Annotated in this window: 9 protein-coding genes; 4 read left to right on the top strand and 5 right to left on the bottom strand. The window is 68.8% G+C overall.

Going from position 1 to position 13,911, the window contains the following annotated elements; translation table 11 throughout:
* Positions 1–171 precede the first annotated feature (171 nt).
* The 3 genes from H4W30_RS17865 (at position 172) to mdlC (ending at position 5,263) form a co-directional block, all read left to right on the top strand.
* A complete protein-coding gene (locus H4W30_RS17865; protein ID WP_192743814.1) occupies positions 172–2,841 on the top strand; it encodes a sensor histidine kinase in 2,670 nt (889 codons plus the stop codon).
* A 16-nt stretch (positions 2,842–2,857) separates the two neighbouring features.
* A complete protein-coding gene (locus H4W30_RS17860) occupies positions 2,858–3,544 on the top strand; it encodes a copper homeostasis protein CutC (RefSeq protein WP_192743813.1) in 687 nt (228 codons plus the stop codon).
* 135 nt (positions 3,545–3,679) lie between these two features.
* Positions 3,680–5,263 (top strand): benzoylformate decarboxylase, encoded by a 1,584-nt coding sequence (gene mdlC / locus H4W30_RS17855; protein ID WP_192743812.1) that lies wholly within the window; start codon positions 3,680–3,682, stop codon positions 5,261–5,263.
* 84 nt (positions 5,264–5,347) lie between these two features.
* Here mdlC and H4W30_RS17850 read toward each other — a convergent pair whose 3' ends face one another.
* The 5 genes from H4W30_RS17850 to H4W30_RS17830 all read right to left on the bottom strand — a co-directional run bounded on the left by H4W30_RS17850 (position 5,348) and on the right by H4W30_RS17830 (position 10,061).
* Positions 5,348–6,223, bottom strand: coding sequence for an ABC transporter ATP-binding protein (locus tag H4W30_RS17850; protein ID WP_192743811.1), 876 nt, complete (start codon positions 6,221–6,223; stop codon positions 5,348–5,350).
* Between the two features lie 19 nt (positions 6,224–6,242).
* Positions 6,243–7,076 carry an ABC transporter permease gene (locus H4W30_RS17845; RefSeq protein ID WP_125683838.1) on the bottom strand — a complete coding sequence of 278 codons (834 nt, stop codon included), beginning with the start codon at positions 7,074–7,076 and terminating at the stop codon, positions 6,243–6,245.
* Entirely contained in the window at positions 7,073–7,843 is a 771-nt protein-coding gene (locus H4W30_RS17840; protein WP_126730393.1) for an ABC transporter permease, read from the bottom strand. The genes H4W30_RS17845 and H4W30_RS17840 overlap by 4 nt, the downstream gene beginning before the upstream one ends.
* Before the next feature lie 8 nt (positions 7,844–7,851).
* Positions 7,852–8,856, bottom strand: coding sequence for an ABC transporter substrate-binding protein (locus tag H4W30_RS17835; protein ID WP_225949373.1), 1,005 nt, complete (start codon positions 8,854–8,856; stop codon positions 7,852–7,854).
* Positions 8,857–9,104: 248 nt separating this feature from the next.
* On the bottom strand, positions 9,105–10,061 hold the full coding sequence (locus H4W30_RS17830; protein WP_126730669.1) for an ABC transporter substrate-binding protein: 957 nt from the start codon (positions 10,059–10,061) through the stop codon (positions 9,105–9,107).
* A 729-nt stretch (positions 10,062–10,790) separates the two neighbouring features.
* On the opposite strand from H4W30_RS17830, the gene H4W30_RS17825 reads away from it, so the two are divergent.
* Positions 10,791–13,904, top strand: coding sequence for a sensor histidine kinase (locus H4W30_RS17825; protein ID WP_192744147.1), 3,114 nt, complete (start codon positions 10,791–10,793; stop codon positions 13,902–13,904).
* The last annotated feature ends 7 nt before the right edge of the window (positions 13,905–13,911 follow it).

Genomic DNA, 13,911 nt, shown 5'->3' with positions numbered 1-13,911 from the left:
GTGCTCCTCCTTCTGGATCGTATGGTCCGCGCCCCATACGATCGCCTGCGGGAGGCGCCCGACGGCGCGGCTTTCGATCGTTCTCGAACCTTGTTACTCTACAGTAGGTTCGGGCTCTCGTCCCCGATGTCAGCCATGGGAAAGGGTCCCGTGGTGGGAAAAGGAAACCAGGTGGCCCGTCGCGACAAGCGTCCCCGTGGGGGCGACGCGGCGGAACGGCATCCTCGTGTCGGCGGACGCTGGCGGCTGCGGAACTGGCACCTGCGTACCAAACTCTTCGTGGTACTCCTGATTCCCGCCCTCGCGGTGGTCGCCCTCGTCGGGCTGCGGGTCAACTCCGATCTGCGGGACGCGCGGCAACTGGCCGAATTCGCCACCCGCGGCCGCGTCGACAGCACCGTCGCCGAGGCCGTGCACCAGCTCCAGCGCGAACGGGACCTCACCGTCCGCTTCGTCGCCGGCGATCGCAAGGGCGACCTTTCCGAACTGACCGAGCAACGCAAGCGGGTCGACGAGGCCATCGGCACGTTCGACCGCACGCTCGGCGAGAGCAAGAGCAGGCTCGGCGGCAATACCGCGATCAGCCTGCAGCAGACCAGCGACCGGCTGCGCGTGCTGACCGGGCTCCGGTTTTCCGCGGAACACTCCGCTTTTCCCGCCGACGCGGTGCTGCGTTCCTACAGCGACCTGATCTCCGGCCTGCTCGACATCAGCGATTCCACCGCCGCCGACGTCTCCGACCCGGATCTGGGGAAGCTCCGCCTCGCGGGCAACGCGCTCGCGCGGGTCAAGGACCAGATGTCGGTCAAACGCGCGATCATGGCGGCCGCGCTCGCGGAGGGCGGCCTCAACCGGGACCGGACCCGCGCGCTGCTCGGCGCGGAGGCCGAACTCGCCGCCGCCCGCAACGACTACCGCACGTTCGCGACCCCCGAGCAGCAGCGGATGTACGACGACACGGTCATCGGCCTGATCGTCGACATCGGCAACGACATGGTCGAATCGGCGCTCATCCGCGCGGAGAACGATCAGGGGCTCGGCGGGCTGGACCCGAACCAGTGGGACACCGCGGCCACGTACACGGTGAACCTGGCCCACCAGGTGCAGCAGGCGCTGCTCGTCCAGCTTCAGGAACGCACCGACGCCCTTGCGGCTCGGGCGAGGACGTCCGCGATCTGGGACGGCGGAATCGTGCTCGGCGTGCTGGTCGTCGCCGGGGTGCTCTCGGTGATCATCGCGCGTTCGCTGTTGCGGCCGCTGAGGATCCTGCGCCGCAGCGCGCTCCACGTCGCCGAACACCAGCTGCCGGCGGCCGTCGAAGGACTGCTGAGCGACCCCGAGCCGCAGCCGGAAAACCTGCGGCGGCGGTTGGCCGTCGCCCCGGTCCCGGTGTTCAGCCGCGAGGAACTCGGCCAGGTGGCGCGCGCGTTCGACGCGGTGCACGGCGAGGCCGTCCGGCTCGCCGGGGAACAGGCGATGCTGCGGGAGAACATCAACGCGATGTTCGTGAACCTGTCGCAGCGGAGCCAGGATCTGGTCGAACGGCAGCTGTCCGTGCTGGACCGCATGGAGGCCGACGAACAGGATCCCGACACGCTCGCCGGGCTCTTCGAACTCGACCATCTCGCGACCCGGATGCGCCGCAACAGCGAGAACCTGCTGGTGCTGTCCGGCACCGACGTCGTCCGTGAGGACGGCGGCGCCGTCGTCGCCGACGAGATCATCGGCGCCGCGCTCTCGGAGGTCGAGCACTACCAGCGGATCGAACTCGGCCCGGCGCCGATGATCGCGGTGCGCGGCGAGGCCGTCAACGACCTCGTGCACGTGGTCTCGGAGCTGCTGGAGAACGCCACCCGCTATTCGGACCAGAGCACGATGGTGCAGGTCGAGGGTCACGAGACGAACCGCGGGGAATGGCAGATCGAGATCACCGACCACGGCGCCGGGATGCCGCAGGCCGAGATCGACCGCACCAACGCCCGGCTGGCGAACCCGCCGGACGTCGACGTCGAGGTCTCCCGGCGGATGGGGCTGTTCGTGGTCGCGACGCTGGCGATCCGGCACCACATCGACGTCCGGCTCCGGTCCGCCGACGGCGGCGGGATCACCGCGGAGGTCGTCGTCCCCGCCGAGCTCATCGTCGAAGCGCCCCGGCCCGCGCCGCTACCGGAACCGGTGCCCGTCACCGTCGTCGCCCCGGAGCCGGAACCCGAGCCGCCGCTGGAGGTCCCGCCGCTGCCCGAGCCGGAAGAGAGCGCCGAGGAGTCGCGATTCGCGCCGGTGCTGGATCCCGGCCCGCTGCGGCGCGCCCCCGTCGTCGAGCGCGAGACCCAGCCGGAATGGCCGTCTTCGGACGACGACGCCGTCGACCATCTGGAGCTGGACGCGCCGACCGAGCGCATGCCCAAGTACCAGAGCGTGCTTTCGCAGTGGTTCGACCACGGAGGCCCGCGCGAAGGGCCTTCGCCGGCGGAGCCCGGCCCGCCTTCCCTCCCTTCGTTCGAGCCGGTCAAGAACACCGTGCCCGAGGAACCCGAGCCGGATCCGGACGAGCCGACCGAGCCGACGCTGAAGCCGGTGGAGCGGCAGGAAAAGGAGCCGGAACCGGCGTGGCCGACGCCCGCCGAACTCGAACAGGAGGACGGGGCGGAGGAGACCTGGCCGGTGCTGCCCGCCGTCGTTCCCGAGGCCCGGTCGCAGGACGACAGGCCGGAGAAGCCGCGAGGGGAGAGGCCGATACTCTCACTTTCCCCCGAAGCGGTCCGCGAACGGATGACCAGCCTGCAAGGCGGATTCCGGCGCGGTCGCCACGCCAGGGGTGACGACAACCCCTCGGCATAAGCGAATTGGAAGGTCCATGAGTTCGAAAACCGGCCTGCTGGAAGTGATCGCGCTGACCGCGGTGGACGCGGAGCGCGCGCAGGAGGGCGGGGCCGATCGCCTCGAACTGGTCAGCGACATGGCCAGCGACGGTCTCACGCCGTCGGTCGAGACGCTGCGCGACGTACTCGGCGCCACCGATCTCCCGGTGCGGGTCATGTTGCGCGACAACATGTCCTTCGCCGCCGGCGACCTCGACGGGCTGCGTGCGGACACGGTGCGCCTGATCGACGCGGGCGCGCGGGAGTTCGTCTTCGGTTTCCTGGACCTGGAAAGCGAGATCGACGTCGAAGCGTGCGAGACGCTGGTCAAGGAGCTCGACGGGCTGCCGTGGACCTTCCACCGCGCCATCGACCGCGCGCGGGATCCGTTGCGCGCCTACGACCAGCTGATCGACCTCGGCTGTGACACGGTGCTCGCGGCCGGGCATCCGCACGGCGTCGCGCACGGGCTTTCGGTGCTGCAGCGGCTCGCCCGGCGGGAGGACGGGCCCCGGCTGCTGGTCGGTGGCGGCCTCCGGGCGCAGCAGGTGCACCTGCTGCGAGCGGGCGGGGTCGGCGCCTTCCACGTCGGCAGCGCGGTCCGGCCGGGCGGCTGGGAGTCCGACATGGCCACTGTGGACGTCGCCGCCGTGCGCGAGTGGGCGGCGCTGGTCAAGGAGTAGGCCGCGCGTGCAAGTACCGCATTCAGAGGACGAAATGCGGGCGTTCGCCGTACGCGGGCGGTCAGGTCCAGACCACAGACGGTGATACGAGGTTGCATCTTCAACTATCCGGTGCGGACGAGATAGCGTGTGCCCATGGCTACCCGCACCGTACGTGACGCGACCAGGGAACTGCTGCGCGATCTGGGCCTGACCACCGTTTTCGGCAATCCCGGCACGACCGAGATCGCCTTCCTGACGGAATGGCCCGACGACTTCACCTACGTGCTCGCGCTCCACGAGGCGTCCGTCGTCGCGATGGCCGACGGGTACGCGCGCGCGAGCAGGCGGGCGGCCCTGGTGAACCTGCACTCCGCGGGCGGGGTCGGCCACGCGCTCGGGCATATCTTCACCGCGTACCGCAACAACGCCCCGCTGATCATCCTGGCCGGTCAGCAGACCAGGTCGCTGCTGCCGGACGATCCGTTCCTCGGGGCCGTCGAGGCGGCGAACTTCCCCAAGCCGTACGTGAAGTGGAGCTGCGAGCCGGCCAGGGCCGAGGACGTCCCGGCGGCGCTGGCGCGGGCGTACCACATCGCGACGCAGGCACCCATGGGTCCGGTGTTCGTCTCGGTGCCGGTGGACGACTGGGACGTCGAGACCACGAAGCCGATCGTTTCCCGGCCGCAGATCCGGGGATTCGCGCCCGATCCGTCCGCTTTGGACGAACTGGTGTCCGCCTTGGACGCCGCCGAACGTCCGGCGATCGTGGTCGGCCCCGGAATCGACGGCGAGGGCGCCGTGCCGGACGTCGTCGAGCTGGCCGAGAAGGTCGGCGCCGGGGTCTGGGCGCCGCCGATGGGGGCGCGCTGCTCCTTCCCCGAGGACCACCCGCAGTTCTTCGGATTCCTGCAGCCGGAACGGAAAGCGCTCGCGAGCGCGCTGACCGAGCACGATCTCGTGGTCGTCATCGGCGCGCCGGCGTTCACCTACCACGTGTACCGGGGCGAGTCGGAAACCGCGCTGCCGCCGCTGTTCCTGGTCAGCGACGACGAACAGATCCTCGCCAGGGCCGCGGAAGGCACCGGCATCCGCGCGACGCCGAAGCTCGCCATCCGCGCGCTGCTGGACCGCGCCGCGCCGCGCGAGGCGCCGAAACCCCGCACCAGGCTGGAAAAGCCCGCCGCGGTCACGCCGATCACCCCGGCCTACGCCTACTCCGTGATCTCGGAGGTCCTGCCGGACGACGCGATCGTCGTCGAAGAGACGCCGAGCCACCGCAACGAACTGCACGATCACCTGCCGATCAAGTCGACCGACACCGGTTTCCTCACCGTCGCCAGCGGCACCCTGGGCTACGGCCTCCCCGCCGCCGTCGGTGCGGCGCTGGCGCGCCCGGACCGCAAGGTCGTCGCGATCCTCGGTGACGGGTCGAGCATGTACTGCGTCCAGGCACTGTGGACGGCGGCGCAGCACAACCTGCCGGTGACGTTCGTGATCTTCGACAACTCGCAGTACGCCGCCGTGCGCATCCTCGGCGAGGCGGCGGGCGGCGAGAAGGTGCCGGGCGTCGACCTCGGCGGCATCGATTTCCCCGCGCTGGCGAAGAGCCTGGGGCTGCGGACGTCGGTCGTCGAGAAGGCCGAGGAGCTCAAGCCGGCGCTGGAGGCCGCGCTGCCGGACGAGCGGCCGCATCTGGTGCACGTCCGCATCGACGCGAACCCGCGCACGCTGTACTGAGAGAGGCCGCCGGCGCCACTCCCAGAAGTACGTGAAGGCCCCCTTCACTGCGCCTAGCGCAATGAAGGGGGCCTTCACGTACTTTCAACTCTTGGCGCGCACCTCGGCCTCGGCGGCCTCGGCGTCGGCAGCGGCCTCCTGCTGCGCCAGCTCGTACTCGGCCGCGTCCGAAGCGGCGGTGACGGCCTCCGGAGCACCGCCGTGCAGCAGCCGCGCCACCTCACCGCGCAGCGTCACGAACTCCGCCGACTCGCGCGTGGTGATCTGGTCCCGCTCCGCGGGCAGCCCGACCGGCAGGTCCGCGACGATCTTCGCGGGCGACTTCGACAGCACCAGCACCCGGTCCGACAGGTAGACGCTCTCGTCGATGTCGTGCGTGACGACGAGGACCGTGCTGCCGTTCTCGCGCTGCACGCGCCGCGTCAGGTCTTCGAGCTCGAACCGCGTCTGCGCGTCGACCGACGCGAACGGTTCGTCCATCAGCAGCAGGGCGGGACGGCTGGCCAGCGCCCGCGCGATGGACACGCGCTGCTGCATACCGCCCGAGAGCTGCCACGGGAACTTCGAGCCGACCCCGGACAGGCCGACCGACTCCAGCGCCTCCCGCGCCCGCGTCCGGCGCTCCGAGCGGCTCAAGTTGCGCCACCGCAAGGGGAACTCGACGTTCTTCTCGACCGAGAGCCAGGGGAACAGCGAGCGGCTGTAGTCCTGGAACACGACGGCCAGATCCTCCGGCACGCCGGAGACGTCGTCACCGTGCAGGCTGACGCGGCCGGACGTCGGCTTGATCAGCCCGGCGATGCAGCGCAGGAGCGTGGACTTGCCGCAGCCCGACGGGCCGACGATGCTCGCGAGCTGTCCCGCTTCGACGGTGAACGACAGGTCGTTGACCGCGACGTGCGCCTTTTCTCCCGCGCCGTACCGGTGGTTCAGCCCGGAGACTTCGAGCATGGTTGACATCTTGCTGACCCTTCGAAAACTAGAGACGGCCGTTGCGGGTGGGCTGCCAGCGAAGCACTCTTTGCTCCACCGCGAGGAACGCCGCGTTGAACCCGAAGCCGAGGAGCCCGAGCAGGACCAGCCACGACCACATGAGCGGGAAGTCGAACGCCTGCTGGGCGTCCATCAGGGACCGGCCGATGCCGTTGTAGGAGCCGACCAGTTCCGAGATCACCATCAGCAGCAGGGAGATGGAGAGGCTCAGCCGCAGGCCCGCGAAGATCTTCGGCCCGGCGGCGGGCAGCACGATCGAGCGGACCCAGTACGACCTGGGCGTCCGGAACGATTTCGCGGTGTCGATCTTCACCTGGTCCACCGAGCGGACGCCGTCCACGGTGTTGAGCAGCACCGGCCAGATCGCGCCGAAGATGATCGACCCGGTCTGCATCCCCGGCCCGAGTCCGAAAAGGACGATGAACACCGGGATCAGCGCGGGCGGCGGCACCGAGCGGAAGAACGCGAAAAGCGGTCCGACGTAGTCCATTCCGGTCTTGGACCGTCCCAAGAGGACGCCCAGCGCGACACCGAGGGCGCCGGCCAGCAGCCAGCCGCCGAGCGTCCGGCCGAGACTCGGCAGGACGTTGTCGAACACGGTGTCGGTCAGGAACAGCTGTGAGGCCGGGCCGGTGAACCAGAGTTTCACCGACGCGGACAGGATCTCGGTCGGCGGCGGGAAGAACGGGCTTTCCGCGAGCCGGGTCGCGAGCTCCCAGATCCCCAGCAGCGCGAAGAAGAGCAGCCAGTTGCGGACGAGGATGCCGATACCCCGGCCCACGCGCCTGCCGACGCGGCTGGTCAGCGTGAGGGTCGTCACGAGACCGCCTCCCGGTCGACCGTGCTCCAGCGGAACGCCCGCCTGCCGATCATCTCGAGCCCGCCGTTGATGAGGAAGCCGAGCGCGCCGACCACCACGGTGCCGGCGAGCACGAGGTCGAACCTGGTGGAGCCGGTGCTGGCCTGCATGATGAAGTTGCCGATGCCGAGTTTGGCGCCGGCGAGGAACTCGGTACTGACCACCGCGATCAGCGCGATGTTGGCCGACAGCCGCACCCCGGTGAACACGAACGGCGCGGTATGCGGCAGCGCCACCGACGTCAACGTCCGGAACTTGCTGGTACCGCAGGCTTTCGCGGTCTCCTGCAGCACGGGGTCGATCTCGCCGAGCGCGTAGATCGTGTTGAACATGATGGGCCACAACGACGCGTACACGGCCAGCGTGATCTTCGCTTCGGGCCCACCGCCGATCAGCAGGAGCACCAGCGGGATCAGCGCGACGGCGGGGATCGGCCGCAGGAACTCGATGACGACCGCGGTCGCGGTGCGCAGGCCGGGGATGCTGCCCAGCAGCAGTCCGGCGGGCACGGCGATGGCGACCGCGATCAGCAGGGCGATCGCCCACGCGAGGAACGTGGCGATCAGGTCCCGGACGAACTGGGTCTCGCCGAACTGTTCGAAGATCGTCACCAGGACGACGGACGGCGGGGGGAGGAACTCTTTACGGACCAGGCCGGCCTGGACGATCACTTCCCAGACGAGGAAGAAACCGGCCAGACCGGCCAGGGCACGGAGAAGTCGTGGCACCTTGACCTTTATCCAGCTTGAGGGGCGAGCATCGGAGCGGCGTCGAGCTTGGCCGTGATCACTCCGGTCTGCAGCAGCAGATCCGGCACCCGCTGCAGGCGACGGGCGTCCAGTGTGGACCCGAACGTCGGCAGCGTGAGCAGTGAGGCGGTTTCCGCGTCGACCTTGGCGTACTTGACGATCAGGGGTTCGATCTTGGAGCGGTCGGCCGAGTCGCGCACGGCCTTGCCCAGCGCACGCTGGAACGCGGCCAGCGTCTTGGGGTTCTTGTCCACGAAGGAGCCGAGCGCGCCGAAGCCCGCCAGGGGGAAGTCCTGGGTGGCGCCGGTCGAGATGTCGACGACCGGGGTCGCGCCGACGACCTTCGAGGCCTGGGTCAGGAACGGCTCGGGCAGGTAGCCCGCGTCGACCTGGCCCGACGAGAGCGCCGCGGCGATGTTCGGCAGCTGCATGGGCACCCACTGGACCTTGCTGGTGTCCACGCCGTGGTCCTTCATCACCGAGACGGTGAGCAGGTGGGAGGCGGTGTTCTTGTCGGTGATCGCGATCTTCTTGCCCGCGAGGTCGTTGATCGTCTTGACCGAGGAGGTCGGCACGGTGACGACCGCGTTGCTCTTGGGGCTGGCCGAAACCGAGTCGGCGACGAGCCGGATGTCGGCCGCGCCCTTGCTCTTCGCGACGAAGAACGGCATGTAGGTGGAGAAGGCGATGTCGACCTCGCCACCGATCATCTTGGTCATCGCCTGCTGGCCGCTCGGCGCGTCGACCGCTTCGACCTCGAGACCTTCGGCCTTGAAGTAGCCGCCTTCCTGCGCCAGCCGCAGCGGCGCGAGGTCGACGACGGGCAGCAGGGCCACCTTGATCTTCGGCTTCTCCAGTCCGCCTTCGCCGCCCGACGCCTTCGACGTGTCCTCGCCGCCGAGTGCGCCACAGGCGCCCAAAGTGGCCAGCATGAGCGCGCTCAGGGCGACGCCGACGGCACCCCGTCCTCTACGTACACCGCTCCTGCTCATGGCGTTTCGAAACAAAGCCAGCTCCTCGGAAACAATGAATCACCGTTGGGGTTTTTTCATCCGTGTCGTGGCTTCATTTCGCCAGGCACGCGGTCACCTTAGAGATTTGCCCACCTGCTCACAATGGGTGTCGTGAGCGGGTGATCATTTTAGGCCATTCGCCCGATCACCTGATCACCCGCTTGGACAACATTACTTTCAGTGATCGAATTCCGCGTGGATGGGCAATTCGAGGTAACCGCGAGTCATCAACTAGTGGCCTGGGCCGCGATCATCGGGCCGACGTCGATCTTGCTCTGGATCGCGCCCATCTGCAGGAGCAGGTCCGGGACGCGCTGGATACGACGCGGGTCCAGGGTGGACTGGAACGTCAGCAGCGTGGTCAGCGCGGCGGTGTCCTGGTCGATCTTGGCGTACTTGACCAGCAGCGGCTCGATCTTGGAGCGGTCCGCCGCGTCCCGGGTGGCCTTCTGCATGGCGCGCTGGAAGGCGGCCACGGTCTTCGGGTTCTCCGAGACGAACTTGCCGAGCGAGCCGTAGCCCGCGGTGGGGAAGTCCTGGGTGGCGCCGGTGGCGGTGTCCACGACCGGGACGGTGCCCGCCTGCTTCGCGGTCTGGGTGATGAAGGGCTCGGTCAGGAAGCCGGCGTCGATGTCGCCGTTCTTGAGCGCGGTCCCGACGTTCGGCAGCGGGATCGGCACCCACTGGACCTTGCTGGCGTCGACGCCGTGGTCCTTCATGACCGATTTGGACAGCGTGTCCGACACGGTGTTCGGCGCGGTGATGCCGATCTTCTTGCCGGCCAGGTCGCTGACGCTCTTCACCGTGGACGTCGGCAGCGTGACCAGCATCGTGCTCTTCGGGCCCGCGGAGGAGGCGTCCGCCACCAGCTTGATGTCGGCGGTGTTCTTGCTCATCGCGATGAAGAAGGGCGTGTAGCTCGCGTACGCGATGTCGACCTCGCCGCCGATCAGCTTGGTCAGCGAGACCTGGCCGGTCGCGGCTTCGATGGCCTCGACTTCGAGGCCTTCGTTCTTGAAGTAGCCGCCGTCCTGGGCGAGGCGGAGCGGGGCAAGGTCGATGGTCGACATCACGGCGACCTTGATCTTCGACTTCTCGAGGTTCCCCGAGCCGCCGGAGGAGGACGAATCGTCGCCGCCGAGGAGCCCGCAGCCGCTGACCGATACCGAAACCGCGGCCGCCATCGCGAATGCGAGGGCTCCACGACGGCCCAGGCTGGCGCTCAAGGCCTTCTTCGAGCTTGCAGAGCCAAGCAAAGTGGTGCTCCTGATCAAGGGGAGGGACACGTGATGACGTGGCCTGATGTGGAATTCGGAAGTGACTCTTTGTCTCAAGTCACGGCCCACTGTAGAGAACACACACTGTGCTCACAATGGGTGGTCATCCCATGATCCCAAGTGGTAACGATCACCCGAACAGGTTGTTTGTCAGAAGTGAACACAACTGGGCGTGTTCGCGCCGGGGACTTGTTGACAACTGAGCGCCGACGGGTCAAGAGCCGTCCGGGGCCTACTCGTAGGTCTTGACCGAAGGGTTACATCTGGGCCGCCCGTTCGCTACCCTCATGCACCGGTAGTGAGGTGTGGACCACTGATGTAGTGAAAGAGAGTGCCTTGGATGGCCGAACGCTCTGGACCTTTCCCGAGGTGCAAGGCACTCTGTGTCAAACACGGTGAACACGTCCGTGCTTCACTGGTGCGCGCCCGCGCACTGGCGGGTTAGGCCGAACAGACCAATGGTACCGAGCAGGGTTTCGGTCAAGTGCACTTGAGAGATCGCGTCGAAGACGACTTCCTCATTCGGATGAGTGGATACTCACGCCGTGCGCGTCCCTCCCGGATGACGGGAGCGTGCGGATAGTGGTCTCCGACAACCGACCCAGACAGCAGCAGTACGGCCAGCTCGAGAACGGCATGTCCAAAATGGGCTTTCCCGGCCCGGATGAAGATGATGGTGGTGCGGCGGTGCCGAACGAAGACACCGCGGGGGTGGGAGGGGCCCCTGCGCGGGATACCGGAGACGGTCCTGGCGGGAAGGCCGGGTCGTTCCTGGGCCTGCGTAACTGGCGTCTGCGATCGAAGCTCGCGGCCATCCTGATCATTCCGACGCTGACGGCGCTCGCGCTCGGCACGCTGCGTGTGATCGACGACAGCAACGAGGCGGCGAGGTTCCAGGACACCGCCGACCAGGTCGCGTTCGCCGACAAGATCACGCTCGTGGTGCACGAGCTGCAGAGCGAACGCGCGCTCGCCGTCGCCAAGATCGCCTCCGGCGACCCGTCGCGCCAGAACGGTCTCGACGCGCAGATCGCCAAGGTCGACCGCGCCGTCGACGACCTGCGCGCTTCGGCGAACCAGATCAACCCGGACGACCAGGACACGAGGGACCGCTACTCGCGTGGTCTGCAGCGGCTCGACGCCCTGCGCCCGCTGCGCGGCGCGATGAACACCTCGCTGCTGGGCGACACCCCGGTCCTCATCGCCTACTCCGGCATCCTCGACTCGCTGGTCCAGCTCGGCCGCGAGGTGACCACCGCGGTGGCCAACCGCGACGTGCTCCGGCTCGGCGTCACCGTGCAGGCCATCAGTGAGAGCAAGGAGTTCATCGCCCGCGGTGACGCGGCCCTGCTGATCGCCTCCTTCCGCTCCGGCTTCCCCGGCGACCTGTTCGACCAGGCCCGCTCGGCGGTCGCGAGCGGCGACGCCTCGACGGCGGCCTTCATCAACAACGCCAGCCCCGAACAGCGGCAGCTCTACTCGGACACCTTCTCCGGTCCCGAGGTCGACGACCGCCGCCGGATCACCACGATGGCGTTCTCGCTGCACCAGCAGAACGAGCCGCCGGCGATCGACAACGTCGCCCTCGGCAACGACAGCCGCGTCGCGCTGGACAAGCTGCGCGCGGTCGAGACCAATCTGCTCGGGCAGCTGCGGGCGCAGGCCGACGGCCTGGCCACCGACGCGATCAACTCGGCCTGGATCGGCGGCGCGATCGTGCTGCTGGCCCTGCTCGCGGCGCTGTTCCTGATGCTCGTCATCGCCCGCCTGATGCTGCGCCCGCTGCGGGTGCTGCGGAAGACGGCGCTCGACGTCGCCTACACACGGCTGCCGGAAACCGTGCAAGCGATCCTGGACGACCCGGACCCGGTCAACGCCTCGAAGCGGTCGGTCGAGCCGGTGCCCGTCACTTCGCGTGACGAGATCGGTGAAGTGGCGCGGTCGTTCGACGTCGTCCACGAACAGGCCGTCAAGATGGCCGCCGAACAGGCCCTCCTGCGCGAGAACGTCAACGGCATCTTCGTGAACCTGTCCCGCCGGTCGCAGCGGCTGGTGGAACGCCAGCTCGGCGTCATCGACCGGCTCGAGGCCGACGAGCAGGACCCGGACCACTTGGCCAGCCTGTTCGAGCTCGACCACCTCGCCACGCGGCTGCGCCGCAACGGTGAAAGCCTCCTGGTGCTCTCGGGCGCCGGTCTCGCGAAGTCGGTGCCCAAGCCGGTGCCCGCCGCCGACGTCATCGGCGCCGCGGTCTCGGAGATCGAGCAGTACGCCCGGATCGAGATCGGGATCGTCCCCGAGGTCGCCGTCCAGGGCCTGACGATCCACGACCTCGTGCACGTCCTCGCGGAGCTGCTGGACAACGCGACCTACTTCTCCGAGCCGGAGACGAAGGTGACCGTCCGCGCGGTGATCACCCGCAAGAAGGCGCTCGCCATCCAGGTCACCGACCACGGTGTCGGCATGACCGAGGAGCGGCTCGCCGAGGTCAACCAGCGGCTCGCCGACCCGCCGGACCTGGACGTCTCGGTGACCCGGCGGATGGGCCTGTACGTGGTCGCGCGCCTGGCGCGCCGCCACGGCATCGAGGTCCGGCTCCGGGAGAACGAGGACATCGAGGGCGGCGTGATCGCGCGGGTCGTCGTGCCCGCCGAGCTGCTCACGCAGATGCGGCCCGGCCTGCGCAACACCCCGCCGCCGGCGAACCGCTCGGAAACGTCGATCCCCTCGATGCCGTCGGTCTCCGAGACGTCGCTGCCGAACATCCCCGCCTCCGACCGTGGCCTGGAGATGACTCCGCCGCCACCGTCGAAGCCGTCGGCTCCGCAACCGGTCGCGTCGCAGGGCGGGCTCGTCCCGCTCGACCAGCCGATCAGCCTCGACGACCTGGTCGCGGGCAAGAACGCGGCCGGGCCGTTCCTCAGCCCCGCGACGCCAGCCGAGGAGGCCCCGGCGTGGCCGACGGCCGAAGACATCTCGCTCCCCAACGGCGACGGCGCCTCCAGCGGCACCGACACGCAGTTCTCGTCGCTGGTGCTCCCGAAGCGGGAGCCGAAGTACACCCCGGTCGAGCCGCGGAACAAGCCCGAGGAGACCGCCGAGTCTTCGGACGCAGGCAAGTCGGCGCTCGACGACGACGTGCCCACCCGGCGGCTGCCGATCTACCAGTCGGTGCTCTCGCGCTGGTTCAGCGAAGGCGACGAGGCCGGGGGCGACAGCCCGACCACCTACACCGAGCCGGTCGAGTCCGAGCTGCCCGTGCGGACTCCGAACAGTGGCGCCGGAGCGGCCGAACCCGCCGGCGGGGACACTGGGGACGCTTCCGAAGAGGCATTGCCCACTCGGACACCGCGGAGTGTTCCGCCGGAGACGGTGCTCCAGGACAATGGCTGGCGCAGCGCGTCGGACGACGGCTGGCAGGCGGCGCAGGTCCTGTACGAAGACCGGAACGACGAGATCACCCCGGCGGGCCTGCCCAAACGGGTGCCGAACCAGTACCTCGTCCCCGGCTCGATCGGCGGGAACGAGCCGAAGAAGGAAGACTCGTTCGCCGACAAGACCTCCGGAATGCCGGGAACGGGCGCGATCGCCCGCTCGGCGACGGCGGCGCGGAGTCGGATGGCAAGCTTCCAGAAGGGCTACACGTCGGGACGGCACGCGTTGAAGGAACGCCCGCTCGATGCGCTGGATGACAACGGCGTTCCGGTGACCGGCAGGGATACCTCTGCCGATGACAGCAGTAAGGAGTGACAGTGAC

The sequence above is a fragment of the Amycolatopsis roodepoortensis genome (assembly GCF_014873915.1).
Taxonomy (GTDB): domain Bacteria; phylum Actinomycetota; class Actinomycetes; order Mycobacteriales; family Pseudonocardiaceae; genus Amycolatopsis; species Amycolatopsis roodepoortensis.
This window is presented reverse-complemented; position numbering and strand designations above follow the sequence as displayed.